Annotated in this window: 14 protein-coding genes; 6 read left to right on the plus strand and 8 right to left on the minus strand. The window is 64.0% G+C overall.

Going from position 1 to position 21,319, the window contains the following annotated elements:
* Positions 1 to 2: 2 nt before the first annotated feature.
* Genes AWC27_RS18045 through gmd form a run of 3 tightly spaced genes read right to left on the minus strand, consistent with a single transcriptional unit; the run spans position 3 to position 2,730 of the window.
* Positions 3 to 734 (minus strand): FkbM family methyltransferase, encoded by a 732-nt coding sequence (locus AWC27_RS18045; RefSeq protein WP_085671742.1) that lies wholly within the window; start codon positions 732 to 734, stop codon positions 3 to 5.
* An 8-nt stretch (positions 735 to 742) separates the two neighbouring features.
* A complete protein-coding gene (locus tag AWC27_RS18050) occupies positions 743 to 1,711 on the minus strand; it encodes a GDP-L-fucose synthase family protein (RefSeq protein ID WP_085671743.1) in 969 nt (322 codons plus the stop codon).
* Positions 1,708 to 2,730, minus strand: a complete 1,023-nt coding sequence (gene gmd, locus AWC27_RS18055; protein WP_085671744.1) for a GDP-mannose 4,6-dehydratase — start codon at positions 2,728 to 2,730, stop codon at positions 1,708 to 1,710. Before gmd ends, AWC27_RS18050 begins: the two co-directional genes overlap by 4 nt.
* Positions 2,731 to 2,952: 222 nt before the next feature.
* On the opposite strand from gmd, the gene AWC27_RS18060 reads away from it, so the two are divergent.
* The 5 genes from AWC27_RS18060 to AWC27_RS18080 all read left to right on the plus strand — a co-directional run bounded on the left by AWC27_RS18060 (position 2,953) and on the right by AWC27_RS18080 (position 8,227).
* Positions 2,953 to 3,699: a GAP family protein gene (locus tag AWC27_RS18060; RefSeq protein WP_085671745.1), complete on the plus strand. Its 747-nt coding sequence runs from the start codon at positions 2,953 to 2,955 to the stop codon at positions 3,697 to 3,699.
* Between the two features lie 21 nt (positions 3,700 to 3,720).
* A complete protein-coding gene (locus AWC27_RS18065) occupies positions 3,721 to 4,644 on the plus strand; it encodes a glycosyltransferase family 2 protein (RefSeq protein WP_264078623.1) in 924 nt (307 codons plus the stop codon).
* A gap of 51 nt (positions 4,645 to 4,695) precedes the next feature.
* On the plus strand, positions 4,696 to 5,466 hold the full coding sequence (locus AWC27_RS18070; RefSeq protein WP_211281663.1) for a glycosyltransferase family protein: 771 nt from the start codon (positions 4,696 to 4,698) through the stop codon (positions 5,464 to 5,466).
* Between the two features lie 442 nt (positions 5,467 to 5,908).
* The gene (locus tag AWC27_RS18075; protein WP_139837071.1) at positions 5,909 to 6,712 is read left to right on the plus strand and encodes a hypothetical protein; all 804 of its coding nucleotides are present in this window, start codon (positions 5,909 to 5,911) and stop codon (positions 6,710 to 6,712) included.
* A 72-nt stretch (positions 6,713 to 6,784) separates the two neighbouring features.
* Positions 6,785 to 8,227, plus strand: a complete 1,443-nt coding sequence (locus tag AWC27_RS18080) for a cytochrome P450 (protein ID WP_085671747.1) — start codon at positions 6,785 to 6,787, stop codon at positions 8,225 to 8,227.
* Here AWC27_RS18080 and AWC27_RS18085 read toward each other — a convergent pair.
* The gene (locus tag AWC27_RS18085) at positions 8,113 to 8,754 is read right to left on the minus strand and encodes a TetR/AcrR family transcriptional regulator (RefSeq protein WP_085671748.1); all 642 of its coding nucleotides are present in this window, start codon (positions 8,752 to 8,754) and stop codon (positions 8,113 to 8,115) included. The genes AWC27_RS18080 and AWC27_RS18085 overlap by 115 nt on opposite strands.
* A gap of 235 nt (positions 8,755 to 8,989) precedes the next feature.
* Entirely contained in the window at positions 8,990 to 9,625 is a 636-nt protein-coding gene (locus AWC27_RS18090) for a TetR/AcrR family transcriptional regulator (protein ID WP_169726819.1), read from the minus strand.
* 243 nt (positions 9,626 to 9,868) lie between these two features.
* Between AWC27_RS18090 and AWC27_RS18095 the strand changes: the two genes are divergently transcribed.
* Entirely contained in the window at positions 9,869 to 11,620 is a 1,752-nt protein-coding gene (locus AWC27_RS18095) for an AMP-binding protein (RefSeq protein WP_085671750.1), read from the plus strand.
* A 20-nt stretch (positions 11,621 to 11,640) separates the two neighbouring features.
* On the opposite strand, the gene AWC27_RS18100 is transcribed toward AWC27_RS18095, so the two are convergent.
* The 3 genes from AWC27_RS18100 to pks2 form a co-directional block, all read right to left on the minus strand.
* A complete protein-coding gene (locus AWC27_RS18100) occupies positions 11,641 to 15,201 on the minus strand; it encodes an MMPL/RND family transporter (protein ID WP_085671751.1) in 3,561 nt (1,186 codons plus the stop codon).
* 9 nt (positions 15,202 to 15,210) lie between these two features.
* Positions 15,211 to 16,527 (minus strand): glycosyltransferase, encoded by a 1,317-nt coding sequence (locus tag AWC27_RS18105; RefSeq protein WP_085671752.1) that lies wholly within the window; start codon positions 16,525 to 16,527, stop codon positions 15,211 to 15,213.
* Positions 16,528 to 16,564: 37 nt separating this feature from the next.
* On the minus strand, positions 16,565 to 21,319 hold a 4,755-nt coding region (gene pks2, locus AWC27_RS18110), incomplete at its 5' end, for a sulfolipid-1 biosynthesis phthioceranic/hydroxyphthioceranic acid synthase (protein ID WP_085671759.1).

Consider the following 21,319-nt stretch of genomic DNA (forward strand, 5'->3'; position numbering starts at 1 on the left):
GATTAATCGTCCTCACGAAAGAAGGTGCCGTCGGCCTGCAGCATCCGACCGTTGCGCAGATCGGTGAAGCAGGGCTGCAGGCCTGTCAGCGTAAAGCCCAGCGAGTATGCGATGTCCAGCGCCTCACGAATCAGCATGCCGCCTTCGTACAAGGGCAGAAACGACAGCTCCAACTGCAAACCAACGCAGGGGTCCCGCACCGTGGCCGCCGCACCGGCGAGCACCTGCTTTTCAAATCCCTGCACATCGATCTTCAAGAAAGCCACGTCGGCCGGCCGCAGTATCTCTGCGGCTACCGAATCGAGCCGGCGTATCGGTACCTCCTCGGTGCCCACGTAATTCGCCGGCGGAAAGGCATCCTGATGGCTTTTCAGCATAGGTAGCACCGAACTGCTCTCCCCGGCGTTGCCGGCGACATTGATCGAGACGGTGCCGTCGGTGTCTCCGAGTGCATTGCGCCGGCACTCCCAGCGCGGATCGGCCGCGGCTCTGCGCTCCAGCTGGGAAAACGGCCCCGACAGTGGCTCGAAAGAGACGATCCGGCCCTCGAAGCCGGCCGCGCGCAGGCCCGCGGCGTACTGGCCTGAGTTGGCGCCCACATCGAGGATCACATCGACCCGGTGGGATCTGAGTTGGTTCATGAAGTTGCGCGTCGCATCCCGCTCGGGGCGATAGAGCGACACCTCAAAACCGGTCCGATGCACCATTTCCCGGGCGCGGTGTACGAACTTCATGCGCCGGGTCACTGACGTACCGCGGCGGCGTTTTCCCGATACCACGCCACGGTCGACTCGATGCCGTCGCGCAGCGAGATCGTCGGTCGCCAGCCGGCCTCCCGTAGCAGCGAGACGTCCAGCAGTTTGCGTGGCGTCCCGTCCGGTTTGGTTGCATCCCAATGGGTTTCGCCGGTGTATCCCACCGCGGCGGCGACCATCCCCGCGATTTCACGGATGGTGTGGTCGATGCCGGTACCCACATTGACCTGGGTATCGCCGTCGAAATGTTCCAGCAGGTAAAGACACGCACCTGCCAGATCGTCGACATGCAGCAACTCACGCTGGGGCGTTCCGGTGCCCCAGTTGGTCACCTGCCGCGCGTCCGTCGCTTTTGCCTCCTCATACCTGCGGATGAGGGCAGGCAGCAGATGTGAGCCGCTGGGGGAGAAGTTGTCGCCCGGCCCGTAAAGATTCGTGGGCATGGCCGATATCCACGGCAGGCCGTATTGCCGCCGGACCGCCTGCACTTGAAGAATGCCGGCGATCTTGGCGATCGCGTACGCGTCGTTGGTCGGCTCCAGGGGGCCGGTGAGCAGTGCGCTTTCCTTGATGGGCTGGGGGCTGAGCTTGGGATATATGCATGACGAGCCGAGAAACAGCAGCCGCGGAACCCGCGCTGCCAGCGCCGCGTCCAGCAGGTTGACCTGGATCTGCAGGTTTTCGGACAGGAAATCGGCCGGATAGGTGCTGTTGGCCAGGATGCCGCCGACTCGGGCCGCCGCGTCGATGACGACCTGCGGTTTTGCCTGGAGAACGAAGTCGAACGTCGCAGCCCGATCCGTCAGGTCGAGCTCGTCGCGCGTGCGTACCAGCAGATTGCTGAATCCCTCGCCGGAAAACTTGCGGACCAGTGCAGATCCGACCAGCCCGCGGTGACCGGCGATATACACCGGCGCCGAGCGGTCCAGGGCGCCGACCGAATTGGGTGCGCTCATTTCCGCCCGGCGAGCATCGGCTTGTCAATCCAGGGCTTGCCTTCGCACTCCAAGGCGGCGATGTCGGCGTCCACCATGATCCGGGCCAGTTCAGCGGTGTGCACGGAGGGCTTCCAGCCCAGTGACTCCGCGGCCTTGGTGGCATCTCCGATCAGCGAATCCACCTCGGTGGGCCGCAGATAGCGTTGGTCGAACTTGACGTACTTCTGGCAGTCCAGACCGGCATGGCCGAAAGCGGCTTCGGCGAACTCACGCACCGTGAAACCGCGCCCGGTCGCAAGCACGTAGTCCTCGGGATCAGGGGCCTGCAGCATGCGCCACATTCCTTCGACGTATTCCGGTGCATAACCCCAGTCGCGGACGGCGTCGAGATTGCCCATGAAAATGTCGGACTGGATGCCGGCCTTGATGCGGGCCACCGCCCGGGTGATCTTCCGGGTTACGAATGTCTCACCGCGCCGCGGCGATTCGTGATTGAACAGGATGCCGTTGACCGCGAACAATCCATACGCTTCTCGGTAGTTGCGTGTGGCCCAATAGGAATAGACCTTGGCCGCACCATAGGGTGAACGTGGATAAAACGGCGTCAGCTCGTTCTGCGGTGGCGGCGACGCTCCGAACATCTCCGACGAAGACGCCTGGTAGAAGCGGCACTGCACCCTGGACAACCGAACGGCCTCCAGTAGCCGCATGGATCCCATTCCCGTGGTGTCCCCGGTGTGTACCGGTTCGTCGAAGCTCACGCGCACATGTGATTGCGCCGCAAGGTTGTACACCTCGTCGGGCTCGATAGTGCTGAGCAATGTCACCAGTCGGGTGCCGTCGATGAGATCGCCGTAATGCAGGAACAGTCGCGCGTTCGGGTCGTGTGGGTCAACGTAGAGATGATCGATGCGCGATGTGTTGAACGTGGAGGCTCGACGGATCAGCCCGTGAACCTCATATCCCTTGCTCAGCAGCAGTTCTGCGAGATAAGAGCCGTCCTGTCCGGTGATGCCGGTTATCAGCGCTCGCTTCACTAAATTCCTACTTCTGTCGATGCTCGCGCCTGCGCGCGGCCATGATTCAGGCGTTTTGCCGTCTGCTTGATAGTAGAACTCGGCCGCCGCGACCAACGCCAGATCGCCTTCGCTATGGCCGTGGCGCAACGTTTTTGGGCTCGTATTAGCTGGTCAGGGGTTTATCTCGCGAATTTTTCAATACCGCCGCGAGCACGGCCACACTTAGGTAACGTACCCAGCGTGTGGGCGGCAGTGCTGTTATTCGGTCTCGGGACCGCGATTGACCCGCTGCGCTTTGGGTTAACGGCTTTGTTGGTCTCGCGGCCGCGCCCTGCGGTCAATTTGCTGGCGTTTTGGCTGGGCGGCATGACCGCGGGTATCGGTGTCGCAACGGCCGTGCTGCTTATCATGCGTGACTTCGCACTTGACCTCTACAAGGGTGGGATGGCGTCATTCCACAACGTGACATCGTCGGTGACGATCCTGGCCGGCGGGCGTCTGCACGTCAGCATCGGCGTGTTGGCCCTACTGGTCGCCGCCTTCCTGGTAGTCCGTCAGCGCAGCCGGGTTCCGCTACACGCTGGCGGTGCGTCTCCCTTGGCGGTGTTGGAGCCGTGCAAGCCAAGCGCGATGGCGCGGGTGTCGGCGGGCTTCGAGGCAGTTATGAAGCGTGGATTTGTCTGGGGTGCTTTCGTGGCGGGGCTTGGCATGGCGACTCCGCCGGCTGAATGCCTACTAGTGCTGACCGTGATCATGGCTTCGGGAGCCGCGGTGGGCGTGCAGTTCAGCGCCTTCGTCGCCTTCATCCTGCTGTTGCTTGCCGTCGTCGAGATTCCGCTCATCGCCTACTTGGCGGTGCCGGGGAAGACTGAAGTTGTGGTGCGTTATCTGGATGGCTGGGTTCGTGCGCACCGTCCGCAAATCACCCAGACCATTCTCATCGTGGCCGGAATTGCGTTCGTGGTCCAAGGTATTGGGCGGCTCTGAGCCACGTTGCTCGGCCCTGAGGTGAGTCCACCTGTCTCGGTGTGCATTCCGATGTACAACAATGCCGCCACCATCGAGCGTTGCCTGCGCAGCGTCTTGGAGCAGGAGGGCATCGAGTTCGAGATAGTGGTCGTCGACGACGACTCCTCGGACGACGGTCCCGCGATTGCCGCGCGGCTGCTGCGGCCCGGGGACCGGCTGATACGCAACGAGTCTCGCGTCGGTCTGAACCAGAATCACAACAAGTGCCTCGAATCCGCGCGCGGCGACTATGTGCAGTTCGTGCATGGGGACGACTGGTTGCTGCCGGGAGCGCTGCAGACGCTGGCCGGATGTTTCGCCGATCCGGCCGTCGGAATGGCGTTCGCGCCCCGGCAGGTGGACAGCGACGACCTCAAGTGGAAGAAGCGGTACGGCGCGGTCCACCGGAACTTTCGCAAACTCGGCGAACGCAACCACGGACCATCGTTGGTCGCCCAGATCGCGATGCGCGGCGGAAACGGCAATTGGATAGGCGAACCGACCTGCGTCATGTTTCGGCGACGACTGGCGTTGGCGGCCGGGGGATTTCGCAACGATATATACCAGCTGGTCGACCTGGACATGTGGTTGCGTCTGATGTTGCGCAGCGAAGTCTGCTTTGTTCCACACGAACTCTCCGTCCGCAGTCACACGACGGCTACGGAGACGACACGCGTGATGAAGACCAGGCGATACTGGCTTGATCAACTGCGCATTCTGACGTGGTTGATCGTGGATCCTGCGGCGCCGTTGACTATTCGGATCATCGCGGCGATGTGGTGGCTACCCGCTTGGCTGGCGCTGCCCCTTGAAGCAGTCGTGTTCGGACCCCAGCGATGGGGCCGGATGAAGACGTTGGCCGTGGCACCGTTGCGCGAGTTCAAAGATGCGCGACGGTTGCCGGCGGCCGTCGGCCGGAGCTGACCCACCGCGAGTTTCACGCCGCCCGAACGGCTCTCGGCAACGAGATCGCCGGTGTACCGTTGCCTGGTGTCGGTACTTATTACGGTCCCGGTATTCGGGCAGCACGAGTACACCCACGCGCTGGTCGCTGACTTGGAGCGCGAGGGCGCCGAGTACTTGATCGTCGACAACCGCGGTGACTACCCGAAGATCGGCAACGAACGGGTGACCACGCCGGGCCGGAACCTGGGATGGGCCGGCGGCAGCCAGCGTGGGTTCGAGATTGCCTTCTCCGAGGGCTATTCGCACGCGATGACGCTCAACAACGACACCAGGATCTCCAAAGGCTTCGTCGCCGCATTACTGGACTCGCGCCTGCCCCCTGACGCCGGAATCGTCGGGCCGATGATCGATCGCGGCTTTCCCTATGCCGAAGCCGACTCGAAACCACCAGCCGCGCAGTACAACCCGCAACCGCAGTATCGGGCCGTGCCCGCCGTGGAGGGAACGGCGCTCATGCTGTCCCGTGAGTGCTGGCACGACACCGGTGGGATGGATTTAGTCAACTTCAAACGTTACGGCTGGGGGATCGACCTCGACCTGGCGTTGCGCGCTCGCGAGGCGGGTTACGGCCTCTACACCACGGAGATGGCCTATATCAATCACTTTGGGCGCAGGACCGCCAACGCGCACTTCGGCAACTGGCGCTACGAACTGGGCGCAAACCTGGCGATGTTCCAGGGCCTGCGCAAGTTGCACGGCCTGCCCGCGACGGTGGCGATCATGCGGCAGATCGGCGCAGCGCATAGCCGCAAGTGGCACCGGCCGATTCCGCTCGGCTGACCTTCGTCGCTGACTAGGCGACCGGCGCCGGCCCGATTCTCGTTGGTAATCGCGGCCGATATTTTCATGTCTCAAACTAGGACATTGAATTACTACTTGGCATGTTGCGCACGAGCTCTCCTGGCAAACGATTTGTAGTTAATTTCTTTTCCCAATATTGGACTTCAAATAGTTGTCCGTAGATCGCGTATGGCGTTGATTTAATGTACCCAGCCGGGACATCAAATGTGTGCCGACTTGAAGACATTGAGTATCGAAAGCAGCGATGATCGGCAGGTCACAACGTCCACATCCGCGCTGCTAGGGCGCACTCAAGTTCGTCAAATTGCGAAATACTGCGTCGGCAATACTCACCGTCCTAGTATGGTGTCCTTCGATGGCTAATTCGGTGCAGCAAACATATATTTAGAATACTAAGTTACGGTAGAAAGGCGTATTTGGCGTGCCTGCGCAACATGTTTTCACGCGCCTGTCGTCGATGGGCTCGACGCCGGTCAGAATGTTTCCGCACACCTCGAAGCTGAAACGCATCGCCCGGGGCAGGTATCTGCAGTCGGGATCGTTGGGGCCGGCCGAGCTCGAGGAGCTGGTGGACATCCTCTACGACATCTACCGCGAGACCGCTTGCGGTTGCACTCGCGATGAGTTCGCGGACGTCGTATTCAAGGCCGGCGATGGGCGCTTCGCGCTGTTCTGCGATGAGCGCGATCACTACGTGGGTTTCTCCTACGCGGCCTTCGACTTTCTGCAGCACGGCGGCACAACCCAGGCGGTGATCAACGCGGGTGTGTTCTTCCGGCCCGGTTACTGCGGGGGAGCCACGGCCGCGTTCTTCGGGCTGCGTCAAGCGCTGCGTTTCAAGATCTGTTCGCCGCGTACACCATTGGCCTACGCCACCCGAAGTTCATCGCCGGCTGTGTATCGTCTGCTCGCCTCCACCATGCCGCGGATGTATCCCAACCGCCGGCACCCGACACCGGCGGATATCGAAGCACTCGCATTGGCGGTCAGCAGCCGGCGACACTACAAACCGGTCGGCGCCAATCCCTGGGTAGTGCGTTCGGACGCGGTCCCACTGGACGTCGCGCGCATGCGGCGAATCAACCATGACCCCGATGTGCAGTTCTATACCGAACTGGTGCCGCAGTATGCCGAAGGTGAGTCGGTGCTGGTCTGGATACCGCTGGACCTGGCCAACATCGCCGGCGGATTGCTTCGCCTATTGCGTGCACGGTTGCTCCGATGACCGCCGATCCTCGCTATGCCGCGCGGTGCGACGCGCGCATGAACCACGTTTCGAACATTCGAAAGGCAACCAATGGGAGCTAGCGCGACCACCGATGCCGTCCGGCTGCCGCCGGTAGTGTCGATTCCTTCCCCGATCATCGCGGTGGCGTTCCTGACCGCCCGTAAGGCCGCCGTCAAAGCGCTCGGCCGCCGCTATGGAACGGCATTCGTCGTGCGGTTGCCGATCGTTGGTCAGGTGGTGGTGTTCGGTGAGCCCACGTTGATCAAAGACGTGCTGAGTACCAAGGACGACCTGGTGCGGCCGGCATCCCACGTGGGTTCGGTGTTCGGCCCGGGCTCGACCGTCAGCCTGCATGGGGCCGAGCTGCGGCAGCGCCGTCGGCTGCTGTTGCCGCTTTTTCACGGCAGGCGGATGGGCGGCTACGAGGACGTCGTCGCGGAAGAGGCGCTGCGGGAGACGGCGGGCTGGCCGGAGGGCCGGGAGTTTTCCACCCTGCCGTCGATGATGCGTATCACCATCAATGCCATCCTGCGTGCGGTATTCGGTGCGCAGGGTGCCGAATTCGACGAGCTGCGCCAGTTGTTGCCCGCTATGGTGGCCCTGGGCTCACGGCTGGCGATATTGCCGACGTGGGCGCGCGGTGATTTCGGGCCGTGGAGTCCCGGTGGCCGTTTTGTCCGTAAGCGCCGCCGTTACGACGAAATCATCGCCCGCCTGATCGCCACCGCACGTTGCGATCCGAATTTCGCCGAGCGCAGCGATGTGCTGTCGCTATTGTTGGCCGCACGCTACGACGACGGCCAGCCGATCAGCGACGCCCATATCGCCGACGAGTTGTTCACGCTGCTGGCAGCCGGCCACGAGACCACCAGCGCCACACTGGCTTGGACCGTTGAGCGGTTGCGGCGCCACCCGCAGCTGCTTCGCCGACTGACGGCCGAGGCCGACCGCGATGAATCGCGGTTGCTGCAGGCCACGGTGTGGGAGGTGCAGCGGACTCACCCGGTGATCCAGGGACTGCTGCGGGTCACCCGATCGCGGATCCGCCTGGGCGAGTGGGTGATTCCGGAAAACCATCTGGTTGCGGTCAGCATGGTGCTCAGTCATAGCTCCGAGCGAAATTTCGTCAACGCCAACGTCTTCGATCCGGATAGGTTCGTGGGCAATCCACCCGACAGCTCGCTGTGGGTGCCGTTCGGTGCGGGCATACACCGATGTGTGGGCGCAGCGTTCGCAAACATGGAGATGCTGGTGGTGTTGCGAACGTTGTTGCGCCACTTCGAATTCAGCACCACCACTGCCGCTGGAGAGTGGGACTACTTTCGCGGTGTTACCAACGCACCCTGGTGCGGCGGACGAGCTGTGGTGCATCGGCGCGCCGGCCGATACGTCGAAGCTCAACCGCTGGAGCTGGCCCTCGACGTGAGAATGGAATCGATCATCAGCTGCATGCGGTCTATCACCTGGTCTACGCTCAGCCGCTGGTCGCGGCGCAACAACTTCCAGCTGTAAATATCGGTGGCGACCACCAGCGCGTCGATGACTCGGGAACGTTGCGCCGGCGCAACGGGCAACCTGGGGCCGTAAATTTCCTTCACCCAGCTTCGATGCTCGGCCCGTCCGGTGTCACACATCACGCGCGCCGGGTGCTCGTCGTCCTCCTCGGCGAGCAGACCCAGGACCACATCTCCACGGTGCTCATAGTGGTCGACAAGCAGTGCCAATGCCTGATCGGGATCCTCCGGCGGAGCCGTTCGCTCGATCAGGACGTCGTGGTGAACCCTCGCCCATGCCGCCGCTATGAGCGGCTCTCGACTGCCGAAGTGACGCAGCACCGTCTTCACCGTCACGCCGGCGCGCTCGGCAATCTCTTTCAGGTTGATCGCCAGGGATCGCTCGGCGATAACGGCGTCGATAGCGGCCTGAACGATGGCCTCGTGGGTGGCTTCGGTCGCCTCTTTGCGAGCCCGCATCTCGTAAGTCCGCTTCTTGCGTGGTGGGGGGGCGTCCGCGTCTTTTGTGTCCATGGCGAGGTACATGAAAGCATACTTTAGCGTACATGGCAATGGACGCGAAAGCTCAAAGACTTAAAGCACACTGAACAGCGGATTCAATGTCGTAGGAGGTTAGAGCTGACGCGGCAAGCGCATCGCTCGCATGCTGGCGCCGGCGTCAACCGGCCAGGATCGGGTGGGCTGAATACCGACCGTCGGGGTTTGCTGACAGCCTGCAGTCGCTGTCGGCAATGAGTTTGCTGTGGGTGGGCCGATGCGGCTAGGGCCGCGGGGCTTCGGCGGCATCTTGTACCGCGGTGCGCAGCACGCTGTCGGTCAGCAGCTGTATCCGGTCGAGCACGTCTTCAATGCTGAGGTCCCGGTCGCGCCGCAACAGCTTCCAGCTGTACAAGTCGGTGGCCACCACCAGCGCGTCAACCACTCGAGAGCGTGCCGCGGGTTGCTTGGGCAATCTCGCCGCGAACACTTCCTGCACCCATCTCCGATGCTCCATCCGCCCGGTGTCGCACATTATGCGTGCCCTCGGGTCGTCGCCTTCCTCGCTGAGCAGGCCCAACATCATGTCGCCGCGATGCTCGTAGTGCTCGAGCAGCACCCGCAGGGCCTCATCAACGTCCTCGGGGGGCGTGGTGCGCTCGACGATCACGTCCTGGTGAATGCGTGACCAGGCCGCCGCGATCAGTGGTTCCCGAGTGCCGAAGTGCCGCAGCAGGGTCTTGACCGAGACGCCGGCGCGCTCGGCGATCGTGTTCAGCGTGATCGCCAGGGATCGCTCCGCGATTACGGAATCGACGGCTGCTTGCACGATCGCCTCATGAGTTGCTTCGGTAGCCTCCCTACGGGCCCGCATCTCGTAGCTGCGCTTCTTGGTCTCGTCCGTGTCTTTAGTATCCATGGCTAGGTACATCAAATCAGGTTTGGCGTGTACCGCAAAGGACATCAAAAGTTTGGGCGTGGCATCTATGCCGCCGGCTCCTGATCCATGTGTGCGAGCCGGTTGGCACCGGTAAAGTAACGTACTCACGCCATGACGGCGGGAGATGGTGTCAGACACAAGGTCTGGCACTGGGGGATACCGGGGCGGCGAGCCGGCCGGTTCCCGGTTCTCAAGAGAAACATTCCTAGCGAAGGTAGTCTGATGTCCGTGGCTGAATCCTCAATTTCTTCTGTGCTTCGCGAGCGCGCGAGCATGCAGCCGAACGACACCGCATTTACCTATATCGATTACGACCAGTCGTGGGATGGTGTCGAAGAATCGCTGACGTGGTCGCAGTTATATCGGCGCACGCTAAACCTGGCCGCACAGCTCAGGGAAAATGCTTCAGCCGGTGACCGTGCGGTAATTCTTGCGCCGCAGGGACTCGAATACATCGTCAGTTTTCTTGCTTCGCTGGAGGCCGCGACTATCGCAGTGCCGCTTTCGGTTCCGTATGGCGGTGCTGCCGACGAGCGCACCACATCCGTGCTGGCCGACACGTCGCCCGCTTTGATCCTCACCACATCCTCGGTGCGCGAATTCGTCGACCCGTATGTGGAGCCGCAGGCTGGTCAAAGGACGGCAACGGTAATCGACGTCGACCGCCTGGACCTGGACGGACGGCCCGGCCCAGGATCCCGTGGCAGCAGCAGGGACCGGTCTGAAACGCTGTATTTGCAGTACACCTCCGGATCTACCCGCACACCGGCCGGCGTAATGGTGTCGAATAAGAATCTATTCGCCAATTTCGAGCAAATCATGTCCGCTTACTACGGGGTATACGGAAAGGTGGCCCCGCCCGGATCCACGGTCGTTTCGTGGCTGCCGTTTTATCACGACATGGGTTTCGTATTGGGGATCATTGTGCCGGTGTTGGCGGGTATGCCGGCCAAACTGACCAGCCCCGTTGGATTCCTGCAGCGACCGGCCCGGTGGATGCAAATGTTGGCCACCAACACGCTCGCTTTCTCGGCCGCGCCGAACTTCGCATACGATTTGGCGTCGCGCAAAACCAAAGACGAAGATATGGCCGGTTTCGACCTGAGCGGTGTCCATAGCATCCTCAACGGCAGCGAACGGGTGCAGCCGGTGACCCTGAAGCGATTCATCGACCGGTTCGCCCCGTTCGGACTCGACGCGCGGGCGATACGTCCCTCCTACGGTATGGCGGAGACCACGGTCTACGTGGCGACTCGCAAAGCCGGTGAACCACCCAAAGTCGACAGCTTCGATCCCGAGCAGTTGCCCGAAGGCCGGGCCGAGAAGACCGAAAGTGAAAGCGCCACACAACTAGTCAGCTACGGCGTGGTGGACACTCAGCTGGCATATATCGTCGACCCCGACACTTGCATCGAATGCCCGCAAGGGACGGTGGGCGAGATCTGGGTGCATGGGGAGCACGTCGCCGTCGGCTACTGGCAGAAGCCGGAGTTGACGGAGCGCACCTTCAACGCCAAGATCGTCAACCCATCGCCTGGCACTCCCGAGGGGCCTTGGCTCAGGACGGGGGATTCGGGATTTCTCTCCGACGGCGAGCTTTTCATCCTGGGTCGCATCAAAGACCTGTTGATCGTGTACGGGCGCAACCACTCACCCGACGACATCGAGGCGACCATCCAGGAGATCAATCCGGGCCGGTGTGCGGCGATCGCTGTTCCCCAGGACGGAGCCGAGAAGCTGGTCGCCATCATCGAGCTCAAGAAGAAGGACGAGTCCGACGAAGAGGCGGCCGAGCGACTCGGCTTAGTGAAACGCGAAGTGACGTCTGCGATTTCGAAGTCCCATGGCCTCAGTGTGGCGGATCTTGTGCTGGTGTCCCCGGGTTCGATTCCGATCACCACGAGCGGCAAGATCCGGCGTGCGCAGTGCGTCGAGCTGTACCGCCGCGAGGAGTTCACCCGCTTAGACGCGTAGCCGCTCAGTCGTGTGGCTGCTTAGTCGTGCGCGGCGCCGTTGCCGTTCGCTTTGCCGTTCCCGTTGGTGTGGCCATTGGTGTGGCCAAAGCCGTTGGTGGGCCTTGGGTTTGGGCCGAAAAGCGGCAGCGCGTGAGTTGCCAGGTCGTCGACGGGCTCGTTGGCGTGGCCATGTCCGTTGTGTGGCCCGCCGACCAGGCTGAACAGCGGTAGTGGCTGGTCGGCCGGTTGCTCGCCGTTGCCCCCGGTGCTCTTGGCTTTCGCCGTCGCCTTCTTCGCCTTCTTGCGCATTTCTTCGCTGAGTTGCGGCAGACCCACAGGGCCGAACAGTGGCAAGGCGTGGCCACCGAGGTCATAGAGCGGGGTCTTGCCGTTGTCCTTGAACAGGATTGGGAAATCCAGCTTGGTCATCGGCAGGCCCTTGACAACCACCGGGACACCCCCGGACGGTCTTGCCGCCGGTGCTATCCGCTTCGCCGGCGGCAACGGTGCGGGAGTCCTTAGGGCCAGGCCGGGAATGTGCTTGACCCATGGCAGCCGGCGGTTGAGCTTGCGCACCCAGGGGGGCTGGGGCTTGTACCGACGGTTGTTGTTTGCTCCCAGTTTCGAAGGCCACCAGTTGGCCTGGCCGATCAGCGCGGCCAGGGCCGGCACAGTGACGGTGCGCACCAGGAAGGTGTCGAGCACGATCCCGATGCCGATGGTGAAGCCGGCCTGGGCCATAGTGTTGATGCTGGCGACCAGCAGACCGAACATCGAAGCGGCGAAGATCAGCCCCGCCGACGTGATCACGCCACCGGTCGAACCCACCGTGCGGATGACGCCGACGCGCACGCCATGTGGTGACTCGTCCCGGATCCGCGAGATGAGCAGCATGTTGTAGTCGGCGCCGACCGCCACCAACAAAATGAATGACAGCCCGGGCAGGCTCCAGTGCATTTGCTGTCCCAATATCAACTGGAACACGATGACGCCGAGGCCCAGAGCCGACATGTAGGAAACCAGCACCGAACCGATGAGATACAGCGGCGCCACGATGGCTTTCAGCAGGATCGCCAGAATCAGGAACACGATGATGATGGTCGCGATGACGATGAACTTGATATCGCCGTTGTAATAGTCGCGGGTGTCCCGAAGACCGGTGGGAATACCCGCCACTTCGATCGTGGCGTCCTTCAGCTCGGTGTTCGGTTTCGTCGAGTTTGCTTCAGCGACAATCTTATTGATCTGATCCATCGCTTCGGTGGTGAACGGGTTGAGCGCGCTCTGGACCAGATACCGCGCTGCGTGCCCGTCGGCCGACAGGAAGATCGCCGCGCCTTTTTTGAATTCGTCGCGGGTCATAATCTGCGGCGGAATGTTGAAGCCCGCCATCGACGGCTTGCTCGCGTCGTGCTTCATGCCGAGCAGGAATGCGGAGGCCTCGTTCAGGCCGGAGCCCATCTTCTTGGTCTGGTCGACCAATTGCTGCACGCCTTCGGCCAGCGCGGCGCTGCCTTCGGCAAGGGCATTCGCGCCGGCCTGCATTTGGGCCAGCTTCGCGGGCAGGCCGTTGACGTCTTTGAGGAGTTGGACGACTTGCCTGAGCTGGTCGTCCAGTTTGCCCACGGTCTGAGCGAGGGTCTGATATTCCTTCGTCTGCTGCAGGGTGACGGCCAGCGCCGCGATCGACTTGAGCAGTCCGTTGTTGTTGGCTTCGACAATCGCTGAGAGCTGAGCGCGCGAGCGCACGCACGCGGGGTCCTTATTGCAGGTGGGGCTGGAATTGAGGGCAGTCACCATTGGATTCGCCCAGACCGCGGTCTGTTCGGCATCCGCGATGGTCCCGCTCAAGTTGGTGCCGAGCGCGCGCATTCGGCCGACGAAATTGGACGCCTTGTCGAGTTGCTGGATCGTCTTGTCGCCACCGATCAGGACCACCATCGCCTGCAGCGTGCCGACCAGTCCGCTGGCGCTCGCCACGGCCCCGTTGACTTGATCGCGTACCTGGGCCAGGGCATTCGCCAATTGGTGGGCACCGCCGGCCAACGTATCCAGGTCGCCCCCGTGGGTGGCGATCGCGTCGGAGGCCTCGTTGAGTTTGCCGCCGACTTCACCCGCCTGGAAGGACACCTTGGTCTGCTCCAGCGGTTCTCCGTTGGGCCGGGTCAGACCCCGCACCATGACGATGTCGGGCAGTTGGCTGACCCGGTGGGCCATCATCTCGAGGTCGGCAAGAGCGGCCGGCGTTCGCAGGTCGACGGGTGCCTGGACGAACAGCATCATTGGCGTCATCGAATTCTGCGGGAAGTGGCGATCCATCGCCTTGTACCCGAGAACGCTTGGAGTGTCCTGCGGCACGGTCTTGAGATCGTCGTAGTTGAACTGAATCAGCCCCGCGCTGCTCGCCAGGATCGCGAGCACGATCAGGCTCGCCACCAGGTGGCTCTTGGGCCGGCGCACAATGCGCGTTCCCGAAATACGCCAGAACCGAGACGTCAGGTCCTTTCGCGGCTTGATCCAGCCGCGTCGTCCGATCAGTACAAGAATCGCGGGCAGCAGGGTGACCGCGGCGACCAACGACACCACGATCGAGACCGAAATCGCCGGCCCGACGGCCGAAAACACCTCCAGCTTGGTGAACACCATCGCCATGAAGGTGACTGCCACGGTTGCCGCTGAAGCGGCGATCACCTTGCCGATCGACATCAATGCCTTCTTGACGGCCACATCGGAAGTCTCACCGTGACGCACATAGTCGTGGTAGCGGCTGATCAAGAAGACGGCGTAGTCGGTTCCGGCCCCAATCATCACCGCGCTCATGAAGATGAGGGCCTGCAAGTTCACCGGCATCCCGACTTCGGCCAGACCGGACAGGACGCCCTGGGCGCCGGCCACCGACAAACCGATGGTGGCCAGTGGCACCAGCATCGTGACGATATTTCGGTAAACGATCATCAGAATGACCAGCACGCTGACGACGGTGCCGATCTCGATGAGCTTGACGTCTTCTTCGCTGTGGACTTTCAGGTCGTAGATGGTGGCAACCGGCCCACTCAGATAGGACGTCAGGGTGGTTCCGGCGACGGTTTTCTTGGCGATGTCAGCGACGTGGAGCAGTGCCGTCTGAGTTTCCGGGGCGGCCCCGTCGCCAGGGAAATTGACCGGGAGAATCCAGGCCTTCTTGTCCTTGCTCTCCATGACTTCGCGAACAGCCGGTTGGCTGAGGAAGTCCTGTACCGACATCTTGTCCTGCGTGTCCTGGTGCAGGTTGTCGACCAGTTTGCGGTAGGTCTCCTCGTCCTCGGGGGTGAGCCCCTTCTCGTTGGTCAAGACGATCATCAGGAGGGAACCCCCACCTGTTTCCTTGAACGCCTTGCCCATTTCCCGGGTAACTTTCATCACCGGCGCGTCGGCCGGCAACGGGGCCTGTTCGCGTTTCGCGGCCTGCACCGCCAGCGGCGGAAGTGTCAGCGCCATCGCGGCGACCACAGCGATCCAGGCACCGATGACCAACAGCGGCCACCGGACGACCAGTTGCCCCAGCCGGTCGAAGATTCCCCCCGGCTTGGCCTCGTCGTGCGAACGCTGATGATCCGGCACTTGTCAACCCTATATTTCGTGCCTGATTCGGGTGGGCGAATCAGAGTCCGCGCCAGTTACTGTGATCTTTGCGTGACCTTGCGTTTCCGGATCCGCTCCGGCGCGGGCGGTTTCTTCCAGCAGATCGGCAGTGGTGGTGATGCTGTCGGCCGCTTTGGTCATCTGAGCGGCCACCTGGCGTGCCCGGATGCGATATTCGGGCGCGAGCACGGTACGCAGATTCTTGGCCAGCGATTTGCGCGTGGCGGCCGGGAAACGCCGCGCCAAGCCCACCTTGAGTCGTTGCACTTGGGCCGCCCAGAGCGGTTGTTCAGCCGCAATCCAGAGCACCAGCGTCGGAACTCCGGCTCGCATGCCGGCAGCCGTGGTCCCCGCACCGCCGTGATGGACCACCGCGCGGCAAAGGGGAAACACGGCCGAGTGGTTCACGGCGGAGACAACCTTGACGTTGTCATGCTTGGTCACGACGTCGAAGTCGCTTACCCCGGAGCAGATCAACGCTCGCTCGCCCAGCTCGGCGCAGACATCGCTGATCATGGCGACCGCGTCGGCGGGGGAGTCGACCCGCATGCTGCCCCAGCCGAAGTAGATCGGCGGCGTTCCCGCGGCTATCCACTCGGCGACCTCGTCGTCGGTTTCGGTAGGCAGCCCCAACGTGAGCACTCCGACGAACGGCCGCCGCCGGTCGCCCCACTCGGCGGCCAGCCCGGGAAAGTAGATCTCGTCGTAAGCCTGGATCTCCAAGGACTGCTCGGCGATCCGATTCGCCGACGAGACTGCCGTCGGCGCCAGACCCAAGCGGCGGCGCTGGGTGTTTTCGGTGCCCTTGCACATCCGCCAATAGAGCCAGTCGAGCAACTTCATCGTGGAGCGCATCAGGGGAGCGGGCACGTGGGGGATGAGGTGCCCATTGGGCCGGTGCGGGAAGTGGTGCAGCGCGGCCATCGGAATGCCGTAATGCTCAGCGACATTGGCGACGACGCCCTGGTAGGTCTGGCCGGACACGAGCAGGTCCGCCCCGTCTGCCAGGGACACCAGGGTGGAGCTCATCTCCTCCCAGCCCCAGGTGAGGTATTCGGCGCCCTGACGCCAGATGGTGACCGGGCTGCGAACCTTCCACGGGTTGCGGAAGATGTCCTCGTCCAGCTGCGCCACCGAGTCAGGGCCGTACGGCACGCCGGTAAGCCCGACCGATTCGATGAATCCAAGTAAGTTCGGCGGCACCGCCATGGCCACCTCGTGCCCTCGTCGGCGCAGCTCCAAACCGATTGCGGCGCAAGGCTCGACATCGCCACGGGTGCCGTGGACCGCCAGCACGAACTTCATCGGCCAAACCAGGCTGTCGGGGCTTGATTGGCCACCGTCATGTCGCCGCGGGCTCACGCTCGGCGGTCAATTTCTCGCACACCAGATCCGCCAGGCCCCGCACCGTAGTGTTGATATCGGTTGCGGTAACCCGTATCCCGGTCTCGGCCTCGATGTGGGCGCGCAGCTCCTGGCTGCTCAGCGAGTCCAGGCCGTATTCGGTGAGCAGCCGGTCGGCGTCGATGGTGCGACGCAGCGTCAGGCCGATTTGCTCGGAGAGCATGCGCCGCAGACGGGCGGGCCATTCCTCGGGCGGCAGCTCGTTCAGCTCCATGAGGAATTTGCTTGTGCTGGAACGGCTTTGCCCGGCGGACTGGAACATTTCAGCGAACGGACTGCGGTGCGCGAAGGCCGTCAGCCACGGCGACGGGATGACCGGTGCATATCCCGTGTAGGCGCGGTCGTGGCGCAGCAGCGTCTGGAACGCGTAGTCGCCCTCCTCGGCACTGATCGCGGTGTCGCGCCAGTAAGCGAAAGCGGTGCCCTCGCCGCCCACGTCCAGAGCGGCGTCGTCGCCGGCCTCGGCCCGGATTGCCGCTGCTCGACCGACGTCGGACCACAGCGCCCACCCGATCGAGGTGGCCGGAAGACCCTGGGCCCGCCGCCAGTAGGTGAATGCGTCCAGCCAGCTGTTGGCCGCGGCGTAGGCACCCTGCCCGGGCGAGCCCAGCAGGGCAACCGCCGAGGAGAACAAGCAGAACCAGTCCAGGGGCTGCTCGAGCGTGGCCTGGTGTAAATTCCACGCGCCGTTGACCTTTGGCACCCAGTTGCGGTCGAGCAGCTCGTCGGACATGTTCTCCACCATGGCGTTGTCGAACACCGCCGCGGCGTGCAAAACACCGCGCACCGGAAGTCCGGTCGCGGTCGCCACCGCCACCAGGCGCTGCGCGGTGGCGATGTCGGCGATGTCGCCGCACTCCACCGCGATATCGGCGCCCATCGCGCGGATGAGCTCAATGGTCTCCTGCGCCTTCGCATTCGGCTGGGAGCGGGAGGTAAGCACGATGCGGCCACAGCCGGCGGCGGCCATCTTCTCGGCGAAGTAGAGGCCTAGGCCACCCAGTCCGCCGGTGATGATGTAGGAGCCATCGCCGCGGAATACCTGTGCCTGCTCCGGTGGCAGCACCACGCTGCTCTCCCCGTCGTGTGGCACGTCGAGTACGAGCTTGCCCGTGTGCTCTGCCGCGCTCATCAGCCGCACAGCCGTGGCCGCGTCGGCAAGCGGGTAGTGCGTGGTCTCCGGGAGCGGCAATTCACCGGTTGCGACGAGCCGGTACACCGTCCCCAGCAGGTTGGCGACCCGCTGTGGGTGGCTCTGCGCCATCAGCGCTAGGTCGACGTAGTGGAACGTGAGGTTGCGCCGGAACGGAAGCAGACCCAACCGGGTGTTGCCGTACACGTCCTGCTTGCCGATCTCCACAAAACGGCCGCCGATGGACAGCAGCTCCAGACCCGCGCGCTGGGCCGGACCGGTCAGCGAATTCAGCACGATGTCGACGCCGTAGCCGTCGGTGTCGCGGCGAATCTGTTCGGCGAACTCCAGGGTGCGCGAGTCGTAGACATGCTTAATTCCCATGTCGCGCAACATCGCTCGCCGCTGTTCACTGCCCGCGGTGGCGTAGATCTCGGCGCCGGCCGCCCGCGCGATCGCAATCGCCGCCTGCCCTACGCCGCCGGTGGCGGAGTGAATCAGCACCCGGTCGCCGGCAGTGATCCTGGCCTGGTCATGCAGGCCGTACCAGGCGGCGGCATGTGCGGTCGTTACCGCGGCCGCCTGGGCGTCGGTCAAGCCCGCTGGCAGCGGTGCCGCCAGCCGCGCGTCGCAGGTGACGAACGTCGCCCAGCAGCCAGCGCTGGAGAAGCCGCCCACATGGTCACCGACCCGGTGACCGGTGACGTCAGGTCCGACCGCCGTCACCACCCCGGCGAAGTCCATGCCGAGCTCGGGCGCCTCGCCTTCGAAGCTGGGGTACCGGCCGAAGGCGACCAGGACGTCGGCGAAGTTGATGCTCGACGCGCTCACCGCGACCTCGATCTGGCCGGGTCCCGGGGGCACCCGGTCGAAGGCCGCCAGCTCCAGCGTTTGCAGGTCGCCGGGGGTCCGGATACGCAGGCGCATACCGGCTTCCGCATGGTCGACGACGATGCTCTGGCGCTCCTCGGGACGCAGCGGGGCGATGCTCAGCCGCGCCGTGTACCACTCGTCGTTGCGCCAGGCCGTCTCGTCTTCGTGCAACTCGGCCAGCAGCAGCTGGCGCCCAACCTGCTCGGCACCGGTCTGGTCATCGACATCGATGTGGGTGACCTTCATGTGCGGGTGCTCGGCACTGATCACCCGCAGCAGCCCCCGCAAACCGCCCTGCTCCAGATTTGGACGATCGCCCTCCAGCACCGCCTGGGCGTTTCTGGTCACGACATAGAACCGGGGCGATTGACCCAGGGTTTCCAGGAGTTCGCGGGCGATGCGCACGACATGCTTGACGTACTCGCCGCCGCGGCTGGGCGACTCCGAGTCCGGGTTGCCGTTCTGCGGCGCCGTGAGCACCACGACGCCGGTGAATCTCCCCGCATCCAGCTGGTCGCGCAACTGCCCGGCCCTGGCCAGATGGTCGGACTGCTGCGGCCAGGACGTGGTCGTGCACTGCGCGTCGTGCAACTTAAGCGCGTCGGTCAACTCGGTTGCCACCAGCTCGGTTGCGTCCGAAGTGCTGATCAGCAGCCAGGTTCCGCCGTCTTCCTGGTTCATTTCGGGCAGCTCGCGCTGATGCCACTCCACCGTCAGCAACCGCTCGTTCAGCAGCCGGTTGCGCTCACTGCTTTCCGAGGCGCCGGTGCCGATCTCGAGTCCGCGGATGGCCAGCAAGACCGTTCCGTGCTCGTCCAGCACGTCGAGGTCGGCTTCGATGTTCGCGCCGCAGGCGGTCACCGTAGCGTGGCAGTACCGAGCGGTGCGCGCCGAACCATAGGCACGCAGCCGGCGAAGGCCCAACGGCATCAGTCGGCCGCCGTTGCTGGCGTTGCGGATGCTGGGATGAACCGCCACCGCTTGGAAACATGCGTCCAGCAACACCGGGTGCACGCCATAGGCTCCCTGCTGGGTGCGGATCGCGCCCGGCACGGCGACCTCGGCCAGCACCGTGTCACCGGGTCCTTCCGGGGTGTGCACGCTGGTCAGGCCGGTGAAAGCCGGACCGAATCGGCGGCGGCCCCGCTCATCCATCCACTGCCGGACCTCGTGGCCGTCGATGCTTTCCGGGTGGCTGGCCAACAGCTCGGCCATGTCCTTGGCGGCTGGCCGGTCGTCATCTTCGTCGGTTTGTGGGGCGGCGTGCAGCATCGCAGAAGCCTGGCGGGCCCGTTCGCCGTCCTGGGTGGTCTCCACCGCGAATTCGACGACACCGGGCGCCACGGCCGTCGCGGTCACACCGATGGGAGTCTCGTCACGAACCAGCAGCATCTGCTCGAAGCGGATGTCGCGGACTTCGGACGCCTCGCCGAGAACGGTTCGGGCCGCGGCCAATGCCATCTCGCAGTGCACAGCCACCGGAAGGATGGTCGCGTCATACACCTGGTGGTCGCCCAGCCACGGCTGCGCGACGGTGCCGACCTCACCTTCCCAAACGTGGCGCTCCGGCTCCTCTTGCAGGCGGACATGCGCCCCCATCAGCGGGTGTACCGCGACCGTCCAGGCGCCATGCGCCCGCGAATCCTGGCCCTCGGTGGTCAGCATCAGCGAGCGATGGGTAAAGGCCGGCAACGGTGCGTCCACCAGTTGACCGCCGGGGTAGAGCACCGAGAAGTCCACCGCTGCGCCGGCCGCGTACAAATCGCCCACCAGCCCACGCAGCCCGTAGGGCAGCGGCTGCTCGCGCCGCATTCCGGCCAGGGCCGCGACCGCGATGTCCAGGCTGCGGGCGGTCTGATCGACCGCGTGCGTCAGCAGCGGGTGCGGCGACAGCTCGGTGAAGACCCGGAAGCCGTCCTCGAGCGCGGCATGCACGGCGGCGGCGAAGCGCACCGTGTGCCGCAGGTTGTCGGCCCAGTAGTAGGCGTCGCAGTAGGGCTCCTCGCGCGGGTCGAACGAGGTGGCCGAGTAGTAGGGAATCTCCGGGGACAGCGGGGTGACGTCGGCCAGCGCCTCGGTCAGGTCGTCCAGGATCGGGTCGACCTGCGGTGAGTGGGAGGCTACGTCGACGGCCACCTCGCGGGCCATGATGTCGCGCTCTTCCCAGATCGCCACCAGATCGCGCACCGTCTGGGTTGCCCCGCCGATCACCGTGGACTGCGGCGAAGCCATCACAGCGACGACCGCGTCGTTCACGCCGCGCGCCACCAACTCCGAAAGTACTTGCTGGGCAGGCAGTTCCACCGAGGCCATCGCGCCGCTGCCGGAGATGCGGGTCATCAGCTTGGAGCGCCGGCAGATCACGCGCACCCCGTCTTCCAGCGACAGCGCACCGGCGACGACCGCGGCGGCGGACTCGCCCATGGAGTGGCCGATGACCGCTCCGGGCTGTACACCGTAGGACTTCATCGTCGCCGCGAGTGCGACCTGGACGGCGAACAGGGTCGGCTGCACGCGGTCGATACCGGTGACGACCTCCGGTGCCGACAATGCCTTGGTCACCGAGAAGCCCGACTCCGCGGCGATCAGCGGCTCGAGCGTGGCGATGGTGGCGGCGAACACCGGCTCGCTGGCCAGCAGGTCAGCACCCATCGCCGCCCACTGCGAACCCTGCCCGGAGAACACCCA

The organism is Mycobacterium szulgai, from assembly GCF_002116635.1.
GTDB classification, from domain to species: Bacteria; Actinomycetota; Actinomycetes; order Mycobacteriales; family Mycobacteriaceae; genus Mycobacterium; species Mycobacterium szulgai.

What these genes read in the sequence shown, in the direction of transcription:
- AWC27_RS18045 (WP_085671742.1), bottom strand. Translation starts at nt 734, where the DNA reads ATGAAGTTCGTACACCGCGCCCGGGAAATGGTGCATCGGACCGGTTTT.
- AWC27_RS18050 (WP_085671743.1), bottom strand. Translation starts at nt 1,711, where the DNA reads ATGAGCGCACCCAATTCGGTCGGCGCCCTGGACCGCTCGGCGCCGGTG.
- AWC27_RS18080 (WP_085671747.1), top strand. Translation starts at nt 6,785, where the DNA reads ATGGGAGCTAGCGCGACCACCGATGCCGTCCGGCTGCCGCCGGTAGTG.
- AWC27_RS18085 (WP_085671748.1), bottom strand. Translation starts at nt 8,754, where the DNA reads ATGTACCTCGCCATGGACACAAAAGACGCGGACGCCCCCCCACCACGC.
- AWC27_RS18090 (WP_169726819.1), bottom strand. Translation starts at nt 9,625, where the DNA reads ATGGATACTAAAGACACGGACGAGACCAAGAAGCGCAGCTACGAGATG.
- AWC27_RS18095 (WP_085671750.1), top strand. Translation starts at nt 9,869, where the DNA reads ATGTCCGTGGCTGAATCCTCAATTTCTTCTGTGCTTCGCGAGCGCGCG.
- AWC27_RS18105 (WP_085671752.1), bottom strand. Translation starts at nt 16,527, where the DNA reads ATGAAGTTCGTGCTGGCGGTCCACGGCACCCGTGGCGATGTCGAGCCT.